The sequence below is a fragment of the Pseudomonas sp. GW821-FHT04C07 genome (assembly GCF_059420325.1).
The window spans coordinates 158,040-179,308 of the sequence record NZ_JBWKTM010000007.1; the positions used below are offsets into that span (position 1 = coordinate 158,040).

Consider the following 21,269-nt stretch of genomic DNA (forward strand, 5'->3'; position numbering starts at 1 on the left):
TGTCAGAGGCTGGCATCAACCATGCCGTGGCGGACCGCCAACAGCGTCAATTCGACATCGCTGCTGATCGAGAGCTTCTCGAAAATGCGGTAACGGTAGGTATTCACGGTTTTCGGAGACAGGCACAACTTGTCGGAAATGATCTGAACTTTCTGACAGCCAACGATCATTAACGCGATCTGAATTTCCCGCTCTGAAAGTGCATCGAACGGTGTATCACTGGTTGGCTGGAAAGACTTGATCGCCAGTTGCTGCGCAATTTGCGGACTGATGTAGCGTTGCCCGGCGAACACCTGGCGAATCGCCTGAACCATTTCCGCCAGGGCAGCCCCCTTGGTCAGATAACCTGCAGCCCCCGCCTGCAACAGTCGTGTGGGGAACGGATCCTCTTCACACACCGTGACGGCGACGACTTTGATATCCGGATGACTGCGCAGCATCTTGCGCGTGGCTTCAAGACCACCGATCCCGGGCATCTTGACATCCATCAGTACCACATCAGGCTTCAACTCCCGCGCCTTGAGCAGGGATTCCTCCCCTGACTCGGCCTGGCCGACTACTTGCAGCCCATCGATGTCAGCCAGCATCCGTGTAATGCCTGTACGAACGAGATCATGGTCATCGACCACTAGCACCCTAATCAAGCAGACACCTCGCGATATGGTCTTATTGGTTGCCGGACACCTTAGCAAAAAACCGGCGGACAGACCTAGCTGCAAGCGTCATATAAAGAGTATCAATACGCTATGAGCGCCTGCCGAGCGACAGGCGCATACAACTTACCTTGGTTGATCAGGACTCATATGACCCTGGTTTACTTTTCGCACTGCTGGCAACGGAATACTCTGCCAACGTCGTCGTCAATCTGCGAATCGCGTCCTGATCTTCCTTGAAGAGCACCCGATAGCTACCCAGTACCTTCTCTTCCATCATGCTGAGATTCTCGATCAGCGTCGGGGTCGGATTTCCCGTCAACACGTACAGGATATCCACGCCCTTCTCGGCCACTCGAGACAAATAATCTGCCTTGGGCGCGCGTCCGCCATTTTCGTATTTGCCTTGCGCGTTAGCTTCAACGCCTCCGATTTCGCCAAAAACTTTCTGCGACAACCCAAGCCGTTCTCTTTCCTGTCTCAACCGCGAACCGATTCCACTCATTTGGATGTATGATCCCATTTTGTACACCCCTAGGGGTGCCACACTCATTGCTTATCGAACACATTTGAACGGTTTTGAACTATGCCCGGTATCCGCACCGCCGCACAAGCCAAGGCTTGGCTTGGCTGGAACATCAAGGTAAATCCGTTCAACAATTTGCTCGCGAGCATGGAGTTGATCCGGCCACCACTTATCAAGTGCTCGCCGGGCGCAAGAAAGGACGGCGTGGAGAGGCCCACAAGGTGGCGGTACTGCTGGGCATGAAAGACGGTGTCATCCTGACGGACACCGGCCAGCAGAGTCAGGAGCAGACCTGAAAGATCAGTATGCACTTAATTGGCGACGGCATTCGATTTACTCAATGATGCCGTCTAGAGCGTTACAACAGCTCATCCCACACAAACTGGATACCCCACGACATCAAGCTGCTATGGCGCGGCGGAGCACATTCGCTCCATCCGTAGAAAGCAATCGTCCTCACCCACAACGACCAGCCCCATCCGCTGATAAAGCGCCTGCGCAGGATTCTCCTTGAAGACGGTTAGGCGCAGCGAAGACCGCCGCTCTTCGCGCGCCATCGAGAACGCCCGCTCGAGCGCCCAGCTCCCAGCACCCTTGCAGCGCTCGGTCTCGATCACATGCAACTCACGAATGTACAACGCCTTCGCATCGCGACTCAGGCTGAGAAAACCCAGCACCGATTCGCCTCGGCAAATCAGCCAGTTCTCTCTCCCGGCCCACGCCACATCAAACGCTTCGTCCTGCCACCGTAGATCGTGCCGAATGTAATAGCGAAGCATCGTTTCGCAGGTCAGTTTCCGAGCAAAACGCAGGTCTGCTGATGAGGCAGAACGTAATTCAAAGTCCACATTTACCCCTTAGACATCCGATGCAGCCACAACCTGACCCATCCATCCATTGGCGTCTCGGCGAGCAACCACCAGCACATCGCCGGTACCTGATGCTGCGACAATCAGTTCGCCGTTCGGCGCCCAGATGGCGCTACGCCCTGCCGAACCCCAGCCACCAGTCGCACCGCCATGGTTGGCCATCAACACAGTCATCGAGTGCCTGGCAGCGTAGCCTTGCAACAGGGCTGTATCAGGGGCATAACCGTTTTCCGTGATCAATACGCTGGCTGCGTAGAGGTCTGCATCTGAATCCGCAGCCTGCTGCGCATGACTGGCGTGGGAAAAGTCTGCACAGACCGCCAGAGAGACCTTATCGTTACCGACCGTCAACATCGACCCACCCGAACCCGGGGCAAACGCCACCTCCTCTCCCGGGTGCAGATGCTGTTTGCTGTAAACCCCAAGTGAGCCATCGGCGGCCAGGACCAAGGCGCCGATCAACACTTCAGAGCCGGCTGACAGCCGAATCGGCATACCGACGACCGTGGTCACACCAAGCTCCCGGGCAAAGTCGCGCAGCGGTTGCAGAACCGCATCGTCCGGCAGCACCGCCAGTTCAGCGGCCAGGCCGCGTTCGTAGCCGGTCAGCGACAACTCGGGAAACACCAACAGCTGCACGCCGTGTTCGGCTGCGATTTCGATGAAGCGCATATGGCGGGCGATGTTGGCTTGAAGATCACCGGCAATGGAGATCGATTGGGCGGCGGCGATGGTCAATGTCGTCATGTTCCGTCCTTGCTGACAGTTTTTTGGAAAGAGCAATGAGTGTGTCACAAAGCATCACGCCACTTAAGCCATAGAAACCACCCCACTCCCCTAATAGAATTTTCTGATTGAACCCCTGCACCCGCCTCTAGTAAGCTCGGTGCATTCATCGGAGACACATCATGTTGCATACCCTCTCACAGCTTCGTCATACCGCCAGCGCCCTGCGCTCGGTTGCGGCTGCCCGGGTGAGCAACGGCTGTGCACCGGTCAGCTTTTATTTTGGGTATTGGTTTAGCCACTGGCGCGCCTGATACCCACACGGCGCCCACTACCACGGGTCGCCACTTGAGAGTTCTCAACCCCCGGTCGGCTTCCCGACCGGGGGTTTTGTTTTTTCAGGCCCCACACATTTTTAGCGTCACCAAAAACGCATAGAGGAATCACGACATGAACTACGCCACCTATTACCGCTACGACACCTTCACCGCCTGGCGATTTACCAGCCTCCGCTCGGGACAGCCTGCCGCCTCCGATCGGTCACCCACAGGTGGCAAGCACACACACGTAGCCAATCCGGCCAATTGTCGAACACCCCTATAGGGCCGAGCGTGCGGGAACGAACCCGCCGCCAGCCCAGGAAGCCCGAATATGAACTCGTCCGTCTCTGCTCTGCCGCTGTCCACCTTGACCTCTGCCAATGAAGCGCTGACTCTGCGCCTGCCCAATTCATTGGAGCTCAAGCATCAATTGCCGCTCAACACGCCCCTGATCCAGCAAGTCGCCAATCATCGTCAAGCGGTACGCGCGATCCTCAACGGTGAAGACTCCCGTCTGTTGGTCATCGTCGGCCCCTGCTCTATCCATGACCCGCAGTCGGCACTCGAATACGCCAGCAATCTCGCCAGCCTGGCTGCCGACGTCAGCGATGAAATGCTGCTGGTAATGCGCGCCTATGTCGAAAAACCCCGCACCACGGTCGGTTGGAAAGGCCTGGCCTACGACCCACACCTGGATGGCAGCGATGACATGGCAGGCGGCCTGAGCTTGTCTCGCGAGTTGATGCGCGAAATGCTGCGCCTGGGATTGCCGATCGCGACCGAATTGCTGCAGCCGATGGCCGCTGGCTACTTCGATGACCTGCTGAGTTGGGTCGCCATCGGTGCGCGCACCACCGAATCGCAGATCCACCGGGAAATGGCCAGTGGCCTGAGCATGCCGGTCGGCTTCAAGAACGGTACCGATGGAGGCGTCGCCATTGCCTGCGATGCCATGCGTTCGGCGGCTCATCCCCATCGTCACTTTGGTGTCGACAGCCAGGGGCACCCGGCGATCATTCAGACACCGGGAAACCCGGACACTCACCTGGTGCTGCGCGGCGGCCATCGCGGACCGAACTACGATCGTCAGAGCATCAGCCATGTGCACGCAGATCTGAAAAAACTGGCCATCCCGACGCGGATCATGGTCGATTGCAGCCACGCCAACAGCGGTAAAGACCCCTTGCGTCAGCCGGCGGTTTTCGCTGATGTGCTTGAGCAACGCTTGCAAGGTGACCATTCCCTGATCGGCATGATGCTTGAAAGCCACCTGTTCGAAGGCTGCCAGCCATTGAGCCAGTCTTTGCGTTATGGGGTTTCAGTGACCGACGGTTGCCTTGGCTGGGATGCAACGGAGCAACTGTTACGCCAGGCAGCCCGGCGGTTGCGCTCATCCGAAAGGACCCGCCAAGCGAGCATTTGAAACAAAGACCGCTGCTGCCTGTTACGACCCAGGCCCGGGGCCTGAAATCCCATCAGACCCCGTCGCTCTTCGCCTTGCCCGATGTTCCTCGATCATGAGCGCTGCCTACCAACGAAGCGTAAATGTCAGATCCTGACGTCCGAATCACCCCCACAACTTTTACTCTATGATCTTCAGCGCTCAACGGACATGCCCTACACATTCGGTCCAGCCGCCTGCACTAGAGTGAGGAGACAAATCAGTAACACCTCACTCATTGAAGATAAGGAATCAACATGCAACGGAATGCGACGACTCAATACCCAATCCTCCTGGTCCACGGACTTTTCGGCTTTGAGAGCATTGCCAACATCGACATTTTTCATGGCATCAAGCAAGCCCTGAGACACGCCGGAGCCCGGGTATTTATCCCCTATCTGTCCGCCACCCATAGCAACGAGCTTCGCGGCGAACAACTACTGGCGCAGATCGATCGGGTGCTGGCTGGAACAGGCGCCGCCAAAGTCAATCTTATCGGTCATAGCCAGGGCGCGTTGGCCGCCCGTTATGCCGCCGCGATACAGCCGAAAAAGGTGGCGTCGGTCACCTCCGTCAGCGGGCCGAATCATGGTTCAGAAATCGCCGATTACCTACGCAAGGCATTGATCCCTGATCGTTTGCCGGAGCATGTGGCGGGCGCGGTGGCCCATCTTTTTGCCGAGTTTGTGTCACTGCTCGGCGGCAACCCACCGCTTGCGCAAAACGCTGTGGCAGCGCTCAATGCGCTGACCACCGAGAGCGTCGGCGCGTTCAACGACAAGTACCCGCAAGGCCTGCCCAACACCTGGGGCGGCACAGGCAAGGAATTGGTCAATGGTGTGCGCTATTTCTCCTGGAGCGGCATCCTCAAAGGCAGCCTGATCGACGAAGGGCCCAACCTGCTCGATCCGCTGCACAGCATATGCCGGGCTTTTTCCGGGTACTTCACCACTGAGGCTGAGGAAAACGACGGTCTGGTCGGCCGCTACAGCTCGCACCTGGGCACGGTAATCCGCTCAGATTACCCACTGGACCATATGGACACCATCCATCAGACGGCCGGCCTGGTGCGCAAAGGTGTCGATCCGGTTGACCTCTATGTCGAACACGCCGAACGCCTGAGAAACCTTGGCTTATAATGCCCTGATGCGCACGTCCCGCCGCCCGGCTCAGAGATGGCGCACTGACAGCACGTCCGGTCACCGAACTTTGGCGAGAAATAGCCCGCGGATTCCGGTAGGCTCAGCACTTTATTGCAAGTTGAATGGAGTATTTCCCCATGGCCAAAGCCACTGCCCGCCACATCCTGGTTGCCACCGAAGCCAAGTGCAACGAACTGAAAGCTCAAATCGAAGGCGGCGCTGACTTCGCTGAAATCGCCAAAGCCAACTCCACCTGCCCGTCCAGCCGTGATGGCGGCAACCTGGGTTCCTTCGGTCCAGGCCAGATGGTCAAGGAATTCGACACCGTGGTCTTCAGCGCACCGGTCAACACTGTGCAAGGCCCGGTGAAAACCCAGTTCGGTTTTCACCTGCTGGAAGTGACCAGCCGTCAGGACTGATCAATCCGCGATTTTGTTTAAACAACGGCCCGCCTTTTGGTGGGCCGTTGCGTTTGAGTTACGTGATTGTGGTTGGCGAGCGATACGCCGGTAGCGTACAAATTGTACTCATCGTTCACCCGGCTCTTAAGGCTGACAATGCGACTGGTTTTCCCCTCATTGATGTTCACCGCGCTGGCCCTGCTGCTGGGCGCCACGGCTGCGAATGCCGCACCGCAACATGCGTTGACGGTCTATGGCGAGCCAGCCAGATACCCCGCCGGCTTCAGTCACTTTGCCTATGCCAATCCACAAGCCCCCAAGGGCGGCAGCATGCGTCGCTCGGCGATCGAGATCGGCCGCTTCGATCATGTGCTGCCCTATATCGACAAGGGCATCGGCGTGTCGCAACTCGATGGTTTGATCTACTCGCCGCTGGCCCAGCGCTCGCTGGACGAACCCTACACGGTGTACGGTCTGGTAGCGCAAAAGATGGAACGGGCCGACGACGGTTTGTCGCTGCGCTTTTATCTGAACCCCAAAGCCTGCTTCGCCGACGGCACACCGATTACCGCCGACGATGTGCGCTACACCTACGACTTACTGATGACCCAGGGCAGCCTGCGCTATCGCACCCAGTTCGCCGACGTCAAAGGCGTCGAAGTGGAGTCACCACGCACGGTCCGTTTCGACTTCAAAAGCAATGAGAACCACACCCTGCCCCTGGACGTGGCGACCTTGCCGGTGCTTCCCGAGCATTGGTGGAAGACTCGCGACTTCGCCAATGGCGGTGGCTATGAGGCACCGTTGGGCAGCGGCCCGTATCGCGTCAGCAAGATCGATTCCGGGCGCAGCATCACCTTTGCCCGCAACGCCGACTGGTGGGGTAAAGACTTACCCGTCAGCCGCGGACTCTATAACTTCGATCATTTCAGCATCGAGTACTTCGGCGACACCGACGTCGCTCGCCAGGTACTGCGTGGCGGCGCTTACGATTACAACCGAGAGTTCTCTGCCACCGCCTTCTCCATCGGTTACGACAGCCCTGCCCTGAGCGACGGGCGCCTGCAAAAAGCACATCTGGCCAAAGACGCACCACAGTCGGCCCAAGGCTTTGTGTTCAACCTGCAAAACCCGATGTTCCAGGACCGCCGGGTGCGGCAGGCGCTGGCCATGCTTTGGGACTTCGAGTGGAGCAACCGGCAACTGATGCGCGATCTTTATGTCCGCCAGCAGAGCTTCTTTTCCAACACCTCACTGGCTGCTCGAGCACTGCCCGATGCCGGCGAACTGGCGATTCTCGAACCGCTGCGCGGGCAGATTCCCGATGAGGTTTTCACCCAGGTATTCGAAGCGCCGAAGACCGACGGCAGCGGCGTGATCCGCGATAAACAACTGCAGGCGCTGGCTTTGCTCGAGCAGGCTGGCTGGAAGCCGGACGGCGACCAACTGGTCAATGCTGCGGGGGAATCTCTGAGCTTCACCTTCCTTAACGGCCAGGGCGGCTTCGAGCGTCTGCTGTTGCCCTATAAGCGCACCCTGGCGCAAATCGGCATCACCATGAACATTCGGCGCATCGACTCCTCGCAATACGTCAACCGTTTGATGGCCCGCGACTACGACATGATCGTCACCGGCTATCCGGTCACCACCTCGCCGGGCATGGAACTGTATAACTACTTCGGCTCGGCCTCGGCCAATGACGCCGGCTCCAATAACTACATGGTCCTGAAGGATCCGGCGGTCGACACGCTGATTACCGGACTGGTCAAAGCCACTACTCAGCCAGAGATGCTGCGTTATGCCCATGCACTGGACCGCGTCCTGCAGTGGAACTACTACTGGATTCCCAACTACTACCCACCGGGCTCCGCCACCGTGTGGTGGAACCGCTTCGGCATTCCGGCCGTGCAAGCCAGCAATGACGAAGCCATCGAGAGCTGGTGGGAGATGAGTCCTGTACCGCTGACCAACGAGCAGATGGCCGCCGAGCGCATCAGCCGTGGCAAACCCGGAGGACCGCATTGATGCTTGCTTACGTACTGCGGCGCCTGCTGCTGGTCATCCCGACACTGGTGATGATTCTGCTGGTCAACTTCGTCATCGTCCAGGCGGCGCCCGGCGGCCCGGTGGAACAGGCCATCGCCAAACTGCAAGGCATCGGCGGCGGTGGCATCGGCGCGTCCAGCGATACTACGGCCCGCGGCTCGCGAGCCAGCCGCGGCCTCGACCCGCAGCTGATCAAGGACATCGAAAAACAATACGGCTTCGACAAACCGGCACCGGAACGCCTGTGGCTGATGCTCAAGAGCTATGCCCGGCTGGACTTCGGCAAGAGCTTCTTTCGCGGCTCCACGGTCACCGATCTGATTCTGGACAAGATGCCGGTGACCATTTCCCTCGGGCTCTGGGCGACGCTTATCACCTATCTGGTGTCGATCCCGCTGGGGATTCGCAAAGCGGTCCATCACGGCAGCCACTTCGATATCTGGAGCAGCACCGCGATCATTCTCGGCTATGCCATGCCGGCGTTTCTGTTCGCGATGTTTCTGATCGTAGTGTTCGCCGGCGGCACCTCGTTGAACTGGTTCCCCGTGCGCGGCCTGGTTTCGGAGAACTTTGAACAGCTATCGACCATCGGCAAAATCGCTGACTACTTCTGGCACCTGGTGCTGCCCGTCACGGCTCTGGTGATCGGCGGCTTCGCCACGCTGACCATCCTCACCAAAAACTCGTTCCTCAATGAAATCACCCGTCAGTACGTGGTCACCGCCCGCGCCAAAGGGCTGAGCGAACGCCGGGTGCTCTACGGCCATGTGTTCCGCAATGCGATGCTGCTGGTGGTCTCGGGGATTCCTCAGGCGTTCATCAGTGTGTTTTTCGCCGGTTCCTTGTTGATCGAAGTGATCTTCTCCCTCGACGGCCTTGGCCGCATGAGTTACGAAGCAGCCGTCTCGCGGGATTATCCGGTGGTGTTCGGCTCGCTATTCATCTTCACCCTGTTCGGCCTGCTGATAAAACTCGTCGGTGACCTCTGTTACACCCTGGTGGACCCGCGTATCGACTTTGCCGCGAGGAATGCCTGATGATCTCGCCATTGAGCCGTCGACGCTTCGAACGTTTCAAGAAAAACCGCCGTGGCTGGTGGTCGCTGTGGCTGTTTATCGGCCTGTTCATCCTGACCCTGGGCGGTGAACTGATCGCCAATGACAAACCGCTGATGCTCAGTTACCAGGGCTCGCTGTATTTCCCGGTATTCAAGCGCTACACCGAGCAGGAGTTTGGTGGTCAGCTGCCGTTCCAGGCCGATTACCGCAGCGATTACGTGCAACAACTGATTCGCAAGGATGGCGGCTGGCTGCTGTTCCCGCCGATCCCGTTCAGTGACGACACGCCCAACTACGACCTCAACCAGCCAGCTCCCAGCCCGCCGACGAAAGTGAACTGGCTCGGTACCGATGATCAGGCCCGCGATGTGTTGGCCCGGGTGATTTTTGGTGCTCGGGTGTCGATTCTGTTTGCGTTGGCGCTGACCTTTATCAGCGCACTGATCGGCATCGCCGCCGGCGCCTTGCAGGGCTACTACGGTGGCTGGGTCGACCTGATCGGTCAGCGACTGCTGGAAGTCTGGTCGGGGCTGCCGGTACTGTATTTGCTGATCATCCTGTCGGGCTTTGTCGAGCCGAATTTCTGGTGGTTGCTGGGGATCATGGCGCTGTTTTCCTGGTTGGCGCTGGTAGACGTGGTGCGTGCCGAGTTCCTTCGCGGGCGTAACCTGGAATACGTCAAAGCCGCCCGCGCCCTAGGCTTGAGCGACCGCAAGGTCATCGTGCGGCATATCCTGCCCAACGCCATGAACGCCACGTTGAGCTACTTGCCATTCATCCTCACCGGGGCGATTTCCACCCTCACCGCACTGGACTTCCTGGGCTTCGGCATGCCTGCCGGCAGCGCCTCGCTGGGCGAACTGATCGGTCAGGGCAAACAAAACCTGCAAGCACCGTGGCTCGGCCTGACGGCGTTTTTCACCCTGGCCCTGATTCTTTCTTTACTGGTGTTTATCGGCGAAGCGCTGCGTGACGCCTTTGATCCGCGATCTTGATCCTCGATCTTGATCCGCGATCTTGATCCTCGATCTTGATCCGCGATAATGAAACGGACCGTTGATATGAATGACAACCTGATCGAAATCCGCGACCTCAGCGTCGCCTTCAGCGGCCAGACCGTGGTGCGCGATCTGTGCCTGGATATCCGCCCCGGAGAATGCCTGGCGCTGGTGGGTGAATCAGGCTCAGGCAAATCGGTGACCGCTCACTCGATCCTGCAACTGCTGCCCGAAAGCGACGCGCAAACATCGGGCAGCATTCGCTATCGCGGCCAGGAACTGTTGGGTGCAGATTCCAGCACACTGCGACAGCTTCGCGGCAATCGCATTGCGATGATTTTTCAGGAGCCGATGACCTCCCTCAACCCGCTGCACAGCATCGAAAAGCAGATCGGCGAAACCCTGCTGGTGCACAAAGGCCTGGGGGGCAACGCCGCACAACGACGCATCATCGAATTGCTGGAACTGGTGGGCATTCACAAACCCCTGGAGCGGCTCAAGGCCTACCCGCATCAGCTCTCCGGCGGCCAGCGGCAACGGGTGATGATCGCCATGGCCCTGGCCTGCGAACCGGAACTGCTGATCGCCGATGAACCGACCACCGCGCTGGATGTGACGGTGCAGCGCAAAATACTGCTGCTGCTCAAGTCCCTGCAAAAACGTCTCGGCATGTCATTGCTGTTGATCAGCCACGACCTCAATCTGGTGCGCAGCATTGCTCAACGGGTCTGCGTGATGCGCGCTGGAGAAATCGTCGAACAGGCGGACTCCGAGACGCTGTTCACCCAGCCCAAACACCCCTATAGCTGCCTCTTGCTCAATGCCGAGCCGGAAGGCGAAGCCCTGCCTCGGGACGAGCGTGAAGCAGTGTTGCAGGTCGATGATCTCAGCGTGGTATTCCCGTTGGGCGGCGGGCTGTTTCAGCGCAAGACCTGGCTGCGCGCGGTCGATGGCATCAGCCTTAGCCTGCAGCGCGGCAAGACCCTGGGCATCGTCGGTGAGTCCGGCTCCGGCAAGTCCACTCTCGGCCAGGCGATCCTCAGGCTGCTCGACTCCAAAGGCAGCATCCGCTTTCAGGGGCAAGCGCTCGATGGCCTGACACAAAAACAACTGCGGCCCTGGCGCAAACAGATGCAAGTGGTGTTTCAGGATCCGTTCGGCAGCCTCAGCCCACGGATGTCAGTCGCCCAGATCATCAGCGAAGGTCTGGAAGTTCACAGCCAGTCGACCCCGGCCGAATGCGAAGCCCAGGTCATTCGGGTGCTCGAAGAAGTCGGCCTCGATCCGCAAAGCCGCCATCGCTACCCCCACGAGTTTTCCGGTGGCCAGCGCCAACGCATCGCCATCGCCCGTGCGCTGGTGCTCAAACCGGCATTGATTCTGCTGGACGAACCGACCTCGGCGCTGGACCGCACGGTGCAGAAACAAGTGGTCGCCCTGCTCCGTCAGCTTCAGGAAAAACATGGCCTGACCTACCTGTTCATCAGCCACGACCTGGCGGTGATACGCGCTCTGGCCCACGACATGATCGTGATCAAGGACGGCAAAGTGGTGGAAAGCGGTGCCAGTCATGACGTATTCGATGCGCCGCAGCATCCCTATACCAAAGAACTCCTGGCCGCCGCGCTCCCGCATCTGCCGCCGACCCTGTAACCTTGAGCGCATCGCAGCCTAATTTCTTATCTGGACGTCCCATGACCCCTAACGCAGAGTTCTATAACCCCTCCACCGACTATGCCGACAAGCTGATCACGCGCATCGGGCAAACACCCAGCTGGATCGCAAAACGCATCGGCGTCACCGACAAGCGCATTCGCTACATCCTTGATGGTTCGCGAACCGTCAAAGGCGAAACCAGCCCGATCCATATGACCTATACCGAGCAGTTCGCCCTCGAATGTCTTGCGGCCGAGGCCAGTGCCAAAAAGAAATAGCGTTTAAGCGCTGACTTCCATTGAGACCGCCCATGAACGAAACCGACAGCCTCAAGGATTACCAGCGCGTTCGCCTGTTGGCGATCCGCTCGTTGTTCGAGATCATCGAACAGTCCAGCGAAGGCACGGTGATCGTTGACCGCGATGCCAACATCGTCTGGATGAACGAACGCTACGCCCGACGTTTTGGCCTTGAGTCCGCCGAGGTGGCCATCGGCAGGCCCTGCGAAAGCGTAATCCCCGGCAGCCTGTTGCGCGAAGTGGTGCGCACTGGCCGGCCGATCCTGCTGGACATGCAAGACACTCCAAAAGAACCGCTGGTGGTGATGCGCCTGCCCATCCATGACGATGCCGGCACCGTCATCGGCGCCATCGGTTTTGCCTTGTTCGATGAACTGCGCAGCCTGTCGCCAATGCTCAAACGCTACATGAGCATGCAGCAGGAGCTGGCCTCGACCCGTTCGCTGCTGCGGGCGCGGCAGTCCAAATACAACTTTGCGCACTTTATCGGCACCAGCGCCGCCAGCCTGGAAGTCAAACGTCGCGCCCGGCGCAGTGCAAGCGCCGATTCGCCGGTGTTGCTTCTGGGTGAAACCGGAACCGGCAAGGAGCTGCTGGCCCAGGCCATTCACGGCGCGTCCCCGCGGGCGCACAAAGCCTTTGTCAGCATCAACAGCGCAGCGATCCCGGAAGCGCTGCTGGAAGCCGAGTTTTTCGGCACCGCACCCGGCGCCTTCACCGGCGCGGATCGCAAGGGGCGCACCGGCAAATTGCAGATCGCCCAGGGCGGCACCTTGTTTCTCGACGAGATCGGCGACATGCCGCTGCCGCTGCAAAGCAAGTTACTGCGGGTGTTGCAGGAAAAAGAGTTCGAACCGGTTGGGTCCAACGAAATGATCCAGAGCGATGTGCGGGTGATTGCCGCGACCTCGACCGACCTTCAGGCCGCGATCAAACGCGGCGAGTTTCGCGCCGATTTGTATTACCGCCTCAACGTCTTGCCGATTCAGGTACCGCCGTTGCGTGAACGGCTCGACGATTTGCCAGCGCTGAGCGAAGCGATCCTGGAAGAACTGCGCAGCCAGCATGAGCTCGACAGTGAAGCCTTGGCGCTGCTCGGCCAGCATGCCTGGCCGGGCAATATCCGTGAATTGCGCAATGTACTGGAACACGCGGCGTTGCTCAGCGATGACCTGATGCTCAATGCGGCGGATATCCGGGCGGCGATCGGCACCTTCAGTCCAGTGGAGCGTGTTGCTTCTCTTGCGCTGGAACCCGTCACCCATGAAACCTTCAGCGCGGCGCGGGAACGGTTTGACCGGCAGTTGATTGAAACCACCCTCGCGCAATGCGCTGGGAAAGTGATTGAAGCAGCAGCGCGCCTGGGGCTGGGGCGCTCTACGCTGTACAAGAAGATGGTGGCGCTGGGAATTGCAGAGTCTCAATAGAGAGACACAAATCTCCAAAAAGAGACGTCCGATCGTTCCCACGCCCTGCGTGGGAATGCAGCCCCGCACGCTCTGCCTCCCGAGCAAATTCGAAGCGTGACGCAGAGCGTCACCTGATGCATTCCCACGCAGAGCGTGGGAACGATCGGGTTATCCGTCTCCAATTAGAGATACCTACTCCTCGTTCTAAAAAACAACGGGTAAAAAAACCAATTATTTCAATCAGTTAGATCGATGGCACGAAACTGGCTATACCTACACCACAAAAGCTTCGCCCTACAAAAATAACAATCCAGGAGACACACCATGAGTGTGATCATTGCCTTGGCAGCCCTCGCGCTGCTAATGCTCGCGGCGTACCGTGGCTACAGCGTTATCCTCTTTGCTCCAATTGCCGCCCTCGGCGCGGTACTCCTGACTGATCCTTCCGCCGTCGCCCCCGCGTTTACCGGGGTGTTCATGGAGAAAATGGTCGGTTTCATCAAACTGTATTTCCCGGTGTTCCTGCTCGGCGCGGTGTTCGGCAAGCTGATCGAACTGTCCGGTTTCTCGCGATCAATCGTCGCCGCCGCCATTCGCTTGCTCGGTACTCGTCAGGCGATGCTGGTCATTGTGCTGGTCTGCGCCCTGCTGACCTACGGCGGCGTGTCGCTGTTCGTGGTGGTGTTCGCGGTCTATCCATTTGCCGCCGAGATGTTCCGACAGAGCAATATCCCGAAACGGCTGATCCCGGCGACCATCGCCCTCGGCGCGTTTTCTTTCACCATGGATGCCCTGCCCGGCACCCCGCAAATCCAGAACATCATCCCCAGCACCTTCTTCAACACCACCGCCTGGGCCGCCCCCTGGCTCGGCGTGATCGGAGCGATCTTCGTTTTCTGCGCCGGCATGCTGTTTCTGCAACGCCAGCGCAACAAGGCCCAACACACTGGCGAAGGCTACGGCACAGAGCTGCTCAATGAGCCGCAAACCGCTGAAGACCTCAAGCTGCCCAACCCATGGATCGCCCTCTCGCCGCTGTTGCTGGTGGGCCTGATGAACCTGCTGTTCACTCGCTGGATTCCGCTGTGGTATGGCAAGACCCACAGCCTCAGCCTGCCGGGCATGTCCGCACCGGTGCAAACCGACATCGCCAAGCTCACGGCGATCTGGGCAGTCCAGGCCGCACTGCTGGTGGGCATCATCATGGTGCTGATCTTCGGCTTCCAGGCGATCCGCGGAAAACTCGCCGAAGGCAGCCGAAGTGCAGTCAGCGGCGCGCTGCTGGCCGCGATGAATACCGCATCGGAATATGGCTTTGGCGCCGTGATCGCCTCGCTGCCAGGCTTCCTGGTGCTGGCGGACTGGCTCAAGAGCATTCCCAATCCGCTGGTCAATGAAGCCATCACGGTCACACTGCTGGCGGGCATCACCGGCTCGGCATCGGGCGGTATGAGCATTGCCCTGGCGGCGATGTCCGAAAGTTTCATCAGCGCCGCCCATGCGGCCAATATTCCGCTGGAAGTTCTGCACCGGGTCGCGGCCATGGCCAGCGGCGGAATGGACACCCTGCCGCACAACGGCGCGGTGATTACTTTGCTGGCGGTCACCGGACTGACCCACCGTGAGGCCTATAAAGATATTTTCTGCATTACGATTATCAAGACCCTGGCAGTTTTCATGGTAATCGGAACCTTCTACGCCACTGGCATTGTGTGAGGCATCTATGACGAATCTTACGGGCAAGACCGCGCTAGTCACCGGTTCCACCAGCGGCATTGGCTTAGGGCTGGCCCTGAGCCTGGCCAAGGCCGGTGCCGACCTGATCCTCAACGGCTTCGGCGACGCCAGTGCGGTGATTGCCGAGGTCAGGCAGTTCGGGGGCAAGGTCGGCCATCATCCGGCCGACGTTAGCGACCCGGCACAGATCGCCGAGATGATCGCCTATGCCGAGCGCGAATTCGGCGGCGTCGACATCCTGGTGAACAACGCCGGCATCCAGCATGTGGCCGCCGTAGAGGACTTCCCGGTGGAACGCTGGGACTCGATCATCGCCATCAACCTTTCATCCGTATTCCACAGCACCCGCCTGAGCCTGCCGGGTATGCGCGCCAAAGGCTGGGGGCGGATCGTCAATATCGCCTCGGTGCACGGCCAGGTTGGCTCGGTGGGCAAGGCCGCTTATGTCGCCGCCAAGCACGGGGTGATCGGTCTGACCAAGGTGGTCGGCCTGGAAACCGCCACCAGCAACGTTACCTGCAACGCCATTTGCCCGGGCTGGGTGCTGACCCCGCTGGTGCAGAAGCAGATCGATGATCGCGCAGCCAGAGGTGTCGATCCGCAGCAGGCGCAACATGATCTGCTGGCCGAGAAGCAGCCCTCATTGGAGTTCGTCACGCCACCGCAGCTGGGTGAGCTGGTGCTATTTTTATGCAGTGACGCCGGCAGCCAGGTGCGTGGCGCAGCGTGGAATGTCGATGGCGGGTGGTTGGCGCAGTAAGACCTTAATCTGATTCAACTATATGATCGTTCCCACGCGGAGCGAAGGAATGCCTCATTGGACGCTCTGCGTCCGCTCTTGTGACGCAGAGCGTCACGGGCTGCATTCCCACGCGGAGCGTGGGAACGATCTGTTAGGCACATTCTAAAAAACAAGAGGCGATCTATGTCCGAAATCTTGTGGCAACCCAGCGCCGAGCGAATCAGCAAGACCCGGATGGAGACCTTTCGGCGCTTCATCAATCACCGACACGATCTTGAAATCGCCGACTACCCGGCCTTGCACCAATGGAGCATCGATCGGCGCGAAGACTTCTGGCAGGCCATCGTCGATTTCTTCGACATCGAATTTCACGCAGCGCCTACCGCAGTGCTGGTCGAAGGCCCACAGATGCCCAGCGCCCATTGGTTCCCCGGCGCCACGCTGAACTTCGCCGAGCATCTGCTGCGTCGCCGTGACAAGTACCCGGCGGTGATCGCCATCCGCGAGAATGGTCAGCGCGAACAGCTCACCTACGCCGACCTGGCCAGCCATGTCGCCGGTCTGCAAAAGAGCCTGCAAGCGGCCGGCGTCGGCCTTGGCGACCGCGTTGCCGCCTGCATGCCCAACACCTGGCAAACCCTGGTCGGCATGCTCGCCACCACCAGCCTGGGGGCGATCTGGTCCTGCTCTTCGCCGGACTTCGGCACCCAGGGAGTGATCGATCGCTTTGGTCAGATCGAACCCAAGGTGCTGATCACCTGCGCCGGCTATCGCTATGCGGGCAAAGAGATCGACCAGACGGCGAAGGTCAACGAGATTCTCGAACGCCTGCCGTCGCTGCAGCAATTGATCATCGTGCCTTACGCGCGAGGTCAGGCGCGCATCGAGGACTTCCGGACCACGGCCAATGTGGCGATCTGGAGTGACTTCTATCAGGCGGGCGGCGAGCCCGAATTCGTTGCCGTACCCTTTGAACATCCGCTGTACATCCTCTACTCCAGCGGCACCACCGGTGTACCGAAATGCATCATCCACAGCACCGGCGGCGTACTGCTGCAACACGTCAAGGAGCACGGGCTGCACGTTGACCTGGGTCACGACGACAGGCTGTTCTACTACACCACCTGCGGCTGGATGATGTGGAACTGGCTGGTCTCGGCACTGGCCGTTGGCGCCAGCGTGGTGCTGTACGACGGCTCACCGTTTCATCCGGGACCGGAACATCTGATCGACCTGATCGACAGTGAACAGATCAGCGTATTCGGCACCAGCCCCAAGTACCTTGCGGCCCTGGAAAGCGCCGGCGTTCAACCGCGTCGCAGCCACGATCTGAGCAGTCTCAAAAGCCTGCTGTCCACCGGCTCGCCGCTGTCACCGCACAGTTACGACTATGTCTACCGCGAGATCAAAAGCGAACTGTGTCTGTCGTCGATGTCTGGCGGCACCGATATCGTTTCGTGTTTTGTGGCCGGCAATCCGCTGCAACCGGTACGCCGTGGAGAGATGCAGGGCAAGAGCCTGGGCATGGCCATCGAAGTATGGAACGACGCCGGCCAGCCGATTGTCGGAGAGAAAGGTGAACTGGTCTGCACCCGCCACTTCCCGGCCATGCCAATCGGCTTTTGGAACGACCCGCAGCAGGAAAAACTGCGCGCCTCGTATTTCAGCCAGTTCCCGGGAGTGTGGGCGCAGGGCGACTATGCCGAACAGTTGCCCCACGGTAGTGTGATGATCCATGGCCGTTCCGACGCGGTGCTCAACCCCGGCGGCGTGCGCATCGGCACTGCGGAAATCTACCGGCAAGTGGAGAAGATCGAGCAGGTCGTGGAAAGCGTCGCCATTGGCCAGAGCTGGCAGGACGATGTGCGAGTGGTGCTGTTTGTACGACTGCGTGAAGGCGTTGAACTCAATGAAGCGCTTGAGCAAGCCATTCGCGAGGTCATCCGCGCCAACACCACGCCGCGGCACGTGCCGGCGAAAATCCTCGCCGTCACCGATATTCCGCGCACCATCAGCGGCAAGATTGTTGAACTGGCAGTGAAGAATGTGGTGCACGGGTTGGCGGTGAAAAACACCGATGCTCTGGCCAATCCAGAGGCATTGGAGCAGTTTCGGGATCGGGTGGAGTTGAAGGTGTAGAATCCGAGCTTCCCGTCGCCTGAAAAATGGCTTTCGCGGGCTTGCCCGCGAAATATCCGATTGAATAGAAGTCACCCATTAATGCGACTTTTTGAGGTATTAAACGTCTATTGCGTGGAAGCAGCAAAAAGATCAGGCCCCCATTCAGGACCCCTCAGATGAATGAATCGTCCACCGACAGTGAAGCCCAGGCACTGATTGCGCGGCTGGACTGGGCGCACAGCCCCCTGGGCTTTCCCTCCAACTGGCCGCAAAGCCTGCGCACGGCCGTGGATATCGTGATTCATTCGCCCATGCCAATGTTGCTGCTGTGGGGGCCGCAGCTCACGCAAATCTACAACGACGGCTTCGCCCTATTGGCCGGCCACAAGCATCCGCAGGCTTTCGGACAGCCGACGCACTTGATATGGCCGGAACTCGAAGACTTCACAGCCCCCATTTACAACGCCGTCCTGCAAGGCCAGGTGCGAACCTACAGCGAACAGCGCTTTAACCTGCAACACCTTGGTCGCAAGTCCGAGCTCTGGCTCGACCTGACCTACAGCCCGATCCGCGACGAACAGGGACTGGTCGCCGGGATTCTGGTCACCGCCATCCAGACCAATGAACGTCGCCGGGTCGCGCTGGAACTGAAAATGCGCTCTGAAGCCAGCATCAAGGCCCAGCACGAGTCCGAAGAACGGCTGCAGCTGGCACTGGCTGCCGCAGGTGCCGTGGGCACTTGGGACTGGAATATCCGTGAAGACCGCTTCATTGCCGACGCCCACTTTGCCCAGTTGCACAGCGTCAATCCGGTGCTGGCCGATCAACTGCCCATTAGCGAATACCTGGCCGGTGTGCACCCGGAAGATCGCGCCATGCTCGCCCGCAGCATCAAACATTGCATCACCCACGGTACCGAATATTCCGAGGAATACCGCCTGCTGCAACCCGACGGCCAGCTGCGCTGGGTGTTTGCCCGGGGACGCTGCTACAAGGATCACCATGGCCGGCCGACCCGCTTCCTCGGTGCCGCGCTGGACCTGACGGATCGCAAACAGATCGAGCAAGCGCTACGCCAAAGCCAGACCGAGCTGCAATTAATCATCAACGCCATGCCGGTGCTGATCGGCTATGTCGATCGCGAAGAGCGCTTTCGGCTGAACAACGCCGCGTACCTGGACTGGTACGGCATGACCCCACAAGAGCTGTATGGCAAAACCATTCGCGAAGTGATCGGCGACGAGCTCTACGCCGACCGCGCCGAGCAGATCGCTGCTGCCCTGGCCGGTAAACCTTGCAGCTTCGAGGCCGAGTCCTTTCACCGTGACGGTCGCCCGCGCCATGCGTTGATGAAGTATCTGCCACGCTACGCTGCCGACGGCGCGATCAATGGCTTCTACATTTTTGTGATCGATGAAACCGAGCGCAAACGGACCGAAGCAGCCCTGCGTAACCTCAACGAAACACTGGAGGAGCGTGTCGCCGCCCGGACCCGGGAACTGGCCGAAACCAACCAGCGACTGCAAAACGAAATGATCGAACGCGAGCGCGCCGAAGACGCGTTGCGTCATGCGCAGAAAATGGAAGCCGTCGGCCAGCTCACCGGCGGCATTGCCCATGACTTCAACAACATGCTTACCGGGATCATCAGTAGCCTTGATCTGATGCAGCGCTATATCGCTGATGGGCGCAGCGCCGAGATTGGCCGTTTCACCGACGCCGCCGTGTCCTCCGCCAACCGCGCAGCGGCCCTGACCCATCGGCTGCTGGCGTTCTCCCGACGGCAATCGCTGGACCGCAAACCCATCGACCCCAATCAGTTGGTGCACTCGCTGGAAGACCTGCTCAGCCGGACCAAAGGCGATCACATCGAACTCAAGCTACAGATGGCGGCCGAAGTCTGGCCGGTCAGCACCGACGTCAGCCAACTGGAAAATGCCCTGCTCAACCTGGTGATCAACGCCCGCGATGCCATGCCCAATGGCGGCGAACTGCTGATCGAAACCTCCAACAGCTACCTGGACGGGACTGACATCAGCACCGTGGAACCGGTCAAGGCCGGCGACTACGTGATGATTGGCGTCAGCGACAACGGCAGCGGCATGAGCCCTTCGGTGCTGGCCAAAGCGTTCGAGCCGTTTTTCACCACCAAACCCATCGGTCAGGGCACCGGCCTGGGCTTGTCGATGATCTATGGTTTTGCCCAGCAATCCGGTGGCCATGTCAGCCTTACCAGCCTCCCGGGCCAAGGCACCAGCGTGCGCCTGTATCTGCCCCGGCTTTACCTTGCGCCAGTGGAGCAGATCCAGGCAATCGCCCCCCAGGAAACGCCACCAGCCATTGCTGGTGAAACAGTGGTATTGGTGGAGGACGACCCGGCGGTGCGTATGTTGGTACTCAATGTGCTCGATGAACTGGGGTATAGCACCCATGAAGCTCAAGACGCCAAAGCTGCACTGCCACTGCTGGAGTCCGACCTGCGGGTCGACCTGCTGGTGACCGACGTCGGCCTGCCGGGCATGAATGGCCGACAACTGGCAGAAATCGCCCGCCAGTATCGACCCGAACTGAAGGTGCTGTTCATGACCGGTTACGCCGAAAAAGCCCTCGAACGCCAAGGGTTTCTTGAGAACGGCATGGACATGGTCGCCAAACCGTTTTCCATCGACCTGCTGGCCAACAAGATTCGCACGATGATCAGCCAGAAAACCTGAGTTTCGGGCATAATCGCGCGCCCCGCTGACAGCACCGCTTCAAGGTAATGCCCCATGAAAGCTCAAGCCCGCCATATTCTGGTGAAAACGGCCGAAGAGGCCGAACAACTCAAGCAACGCATCGCCAAAGGCGAAGCGTTCGACGTGTTGGCCAAGAAGTACTCCACCTGCCCCTCCGGTAAACGCGGCGGCGACCTGGGTGAAGTGCGGCCAGGACAGATGGTCGGGGCCATTGATCAAGTAATCTTCAAAAAACCGCTGCGCACCGTGCATGGGCCGATCAAGAGCAAGTTTGGCTATCACCTGGTGCAGGTGTTTTATCGGGATTGATTGGGTGAATGACCTTTGTGGGGAGGGGGGGTGCCCCCCCCCCCCCCAACGGAGGTCTCCCCCCTCAGGGCTCGCGCCCCC

Annotated in this window: 18 protein-coding genes and 1 pseudogene; 15 read left to right on the top strand and 4 right to left on the bottom strand. The window is 59.5% G+C overall.

The genetic code is table 11. From position 1 onward, the window contains the following. Positions 1–2 precede the first annotated feature (2 nt). Together gacA and AC07UI_RS15015 are read right to left on the bottom strand one after the other, a co-directional pair. Positions 3–644, bottom strand: coding sequence for a response regulator transcription factor GacA (gene gacA, locus AC07UI_RS15010; RefSeq protein ID WP_494993222.1), 642 nt, complete (start codon positions 642–644; stop codon positions 3–5). Positions 645–792: 148 nt separating this feature from the next. Continuing rightward, positions 793–1,158: a helix-turn-helix domain-containing protein gene (locus AC07UI_RS15015; RefSeq protein WP_494993223.1), complete on the bottom strand. Its 366-nt coding sequence runs from the start codon at positions 1,156–1,158 to the stop codon at positions 793–795. 81 nt (positions 1,159–1,239) lie between these two features. On the opposite strand from AC07UI_RS15015, the pseudogene AC07UI_RS15020 reads away from it, so the two are divergent. Further along, a pseudogene (locus AC07UI_RS15020) lies at positions 1,240–1,475 on the top strand (DNA-binding protein). Positions 1,476–1,586: 111 nt separating this feature from the next. On the opposite strand, the gene AC07UI_RS15025 reads toward AC07UI_RS15020, so the two are convergent. After that, positions 1,587–2,027 (bottom strand): GNAT family N-acetyltransferase, encoded by a 441-nt coding sequence (locus AC07UI_RS15025; protein WP_494993224.1) that lies wholly within the window; start codon positions 2,025–2,027, stop codon positions 1,587–1,589. A gap of 9 nt (positions 2,028–2,036) precedes the next feature. Further along, positions 2,037–2,795, bottom strand: coding sequence for a carbon-nitrogen hydrolase family protein (locus AC07UI_RS15030; RefSeq protein ID WP_494993225.1), 759 nt, complete (start codon positions 2,793–2,795; stop codon positions 2,037–2,039). Positions 2,796–3,425: 630 nt separating this feature from the next. Here AC07UI_RS15030 and AC07UI_RS15035 point away from each other — a divergent pair. The 14 genes from AC07UI_RS15035 to AC07UI_RS15100 all read left to right on the top strand — a co-directional run bounded on the left by AC07UI_RS15035 (position 3,426) and on the right by AC07UI_RS15100 (position 21,188). Then, the gene (locus tag AC07UI_RS15035; protein WP_494993226.1) at positions 3,426–4,517 is read left to right on the top strand and encodes a 3-deoxy-7-phosphoheptulonate synthase; all 1,092 of its coding nucleotides are present in this window, start codon (positions 3,426–3,428) and stop codon (positions 4,515–4,517) included. 275 nt (positions 4,518–4,792) lie between these two features. Beyond that, positions 4,793–5,674 (top strand): esterase/lipase family protein, encoded by an 882-nt coding sequence (locus tag AC07UI_RS15040; RefSeq protein WP_494993227.1) that lies wholly within the window; start codon positions 4,793–4,795, stop codon positions 5,672–5,674. A 140-nt stretch (positions 5,675–5,814) separates the two neighbouring features. Continuing rightward, positions 5,815–6,096 carry a peptidylprolyl isomerase gene (locus tag AC07UI_RS15045; RefSeq protein ID WP_494993228.1) on the top strand — a complete coding sequence of 94 codons (282 nt, stop codon included), beginning with the start codon at positions 5,815–5,817 and terminating at the stop codon, positions 6,094–6,096. 138 nt (positions 6,097–6,234) lie between these two features. Next, on the top strand, positions 6,235–8,103 hold the full coding sequence (locus AC07UI_RS15050; RefSeq protein WP_494993229.1) for an extracellular solute-binding protein: 1,869 nt from the start codon (positions 6,235–6,237) through the stop codon (positions 8,101–8,103). Then, positions 8,103–9,161, top strand: coding sequence for a microcin C ABC transporter permease YejB (locus AC07UI_RS15055; protein WP_494993230.1), 1,059 nt, complete (start codon positions 8,103–8,105; stop codon positions 9,159–9,161). Before AC07UI_RS15050 ends, AC07UI_RS15055 begins: the two co-directional genes overlap by 1 nt. Then, positions 9,161–10,177 (top strand): ABC transporter permease, encoded by a 1,017-nt coding sequence (locus AC07UI_RS15060; RefSeq protein ID WP_494993231.1) that lies wholly within the window; start codon positions 9,161–9,163, stop codon positions 10,175–10,177. The genes AC07UI_RS15055 and AC07UI_RS15060 overlap by 1 nt, the downstream gene beginning before the upstream one ends. 66 nt (positions 10,178–10,243) lie before the next feature. Continuing rightward, positions 10,244–11,833, top strand: a complete 1,590-nt coding sequence (locus tag AC07UI_RS15065) for an ABC transporter ATP-binding protein (RefSeq protein WP_494993232.1) — start codon at positions 10,244–10,246, stop codon at positions 11,831–11,833. A 41-nt stretch (positions 11,834–11,874) separates the two neighbouring features. Continuing rightward, entirely contained in the window at positions 11,875–12,114 is a 240-nt protein-coding gene (locus AC07UI_RS15070; protein WP_494993233.1) for a hypothetical protein, read from the top strand. 32 nt (positions 12,115–12,146) lie between these two features. After that, complete coding sequence (locus tag AC07UI_RS15075; RefSeq protein ID WP_494993234.1) at positions 12,147–13,562, top strand: sigma-54 interaction domain-containing protein; 1,416 nt, start codon at positions 12,147–12,149, stop codon at positions 13,560–13,562. A gap of 306 nt (positions 13,563–13,868) precedes the next feature. After that, entirely contained in the window at positions 13,869–15,260 is a 1,392-nt protein-coding gene (locus AC07UI_RS15080; RefSeq protein ID WP_494993235.1) for a GntP family permease, read from the top strand. Positions 15,261–15,267: 7 nt separating this feature from the next. Further along, positions 15,268–16,041: a 3-hydroxybutyrate dehydrogenase gene (locus tag AC07UI_RS15085; RefSeq protein WP_494993236.1), complete on the top strand. Its 774-nt coding sequence runs from the start codon at positions 15,268–15,270 to the stop codon at positions 16,039–16,041. Positions 16,042–16,206: 165 nt separating this feature from the next. Further along, positions 16,207–18,162 carry an acetoacetate--CoA ligase gene (locus AC07UI_RS15090; RefSeq protein WP_494993237.1) on the top strand — a complete coding sequence of 652 codons (1,956 nt, stop codon included), beginning with the start codon at positions 16,207–16,209 and terminating at the stop codon, positions 18,160–18,162. A gap of 158 nt (positions 18,163–18,320) precedes the next feature. Continuing rightward, entirely contained in the window at positions 18,321–20,858 is a 2,538-nt protein-coding gene (locus AC07UI_RS15095; protein ID WP_494993238.1) for a hybrid sensor histidine kinase/response regulator, read from the top strand. A 54-nt stretch (positions 20,859–20,912) separates the two neighbouring features. After that, positions 20,913–21,188: a peptidylprolyl isomerase gene (locus tag AC07UI_RS15100; protein WP_007932676.1), complete on the top strand. Its 276-nt coding sequence runs from the start codon at positions 20,913–20,915 to the stop codon at positions 21,186–21,188. Positions 21,189–21,269 lie beyond the last annotated feature (81 nt).

Bases quoted from the DNA above. Each gene is read 5' to 3' on its own strand.
- AC07UI_RS15015 (WP_494993223.1), bottom strand. From the start codon at position 1,158: ATGAGTGGAATCGGTTCGCGGTTGAGACAGGAAAGAGAACGGCTTGGG.
- AC07UI_RS15030 (WP_494993225.1), bottom strand. From the start codon at position 2,795: ATGACGACATTGACCATCGCCGCCGCCCAATCGATCTCCATTGCCGGT.
- AC07UI_RS15035 (WP_494993226.1), top strand. From the start codon at position 3,426: ATGAACTCGTCCGTCTCTGCTCTGCCGCTGTCCACCTTGACCTCTGCC.
- AC07UI_RS15040 (WP_494993227.1), top strand. From the start codon at position 4,793: ATGCAACGGAATGCGACGACTCAATACCCAATCCTCCTGGTCCACGGA.
- AC07UI_RS15045 (WP_494993228.1), top strand. From the start codon at position 5,815: ATGGCCAAAGCCACTGCCCGCCACATCCTGGTTGCCACCGAAGCCAAG.
- AC07UI_RS15050 (WP_494993229.1), top strand. From the start codon at position 6,235: ATGCGACTGGTTTTCCCCTCATTGATGTTCACCGCGCTGGCCCTGCTG.
- AC07UI_RS15055 (WP_494993230.1), top strand. From the start codon at position 8,103: ATGCTTGCTTACGTACTGCGGCGCCTGCTGCTGGTCATCCCGACACTG.
- AC07UI_RS15060 (WP_494993231.1), top strand. From the start codon at position 9,161: ATGATCTCGCCATTGAGCCGTCGACGCTTCGAACGTTTCAAGAAAAAC.
- AC07UI_RS15065 (WP_494993232.1), top strand. From the start codon at position 10,244: ATGAATGACAACCTGATCGAAATCCGCGACCTCAGCGTCGCCTTCAGC.
- AC07UI_RS15070 (WP_494993233.1), top strand. From the start codon at position 11,875: ATGACCCCTAACGCAGAGTTCTATAACCCCTCCACCGACTATGCCGAC.
- AC07UI_RS15075 (WP_494993234.1), top strand. From the start codon at position 12,147: ATGAACGAAACCGACAGCCTCAAGGATTACCAGCGCGTTCGCCTGTTG.
- AC07UI_RS15080 (WP_494993235.1), top strand. From the start codon at position 13,869: ATGAGTGTGATCATTGCCTTGGCAGCCCTCGCGCTGCTAATGCTCGCG.
- AC07UI_RS15085 (WP_494993236.1), top strand. From the start codon at position 15,268: ATGACGAATCTTACGGGCAAGACCGCGCTAGTCACCGGTTCCACCAGC.
- AC07UI_RS15090 (WP_494993237.1), top strand. From the start codon at position 16,207: ATGTCCGAAATCTTGTGGCAACCCAGCGCCGAGCGAATCAGCAAGACC.
- AC07UI_RS15095 (WP_494993238.1), top strand. From the start codon at position 18,321: ATGAATGAATCGTCCACCGACAGTGAAGCCCAGGCACTGATTGCGCGG.
- AC07UI_RS15100 (WP_007932676.1), top strand. From the start codon at position 20,913: ATGAAAGCTCAAGCCCGCCATATTCTGGTGAAAACGGCCGAAGAGGCC.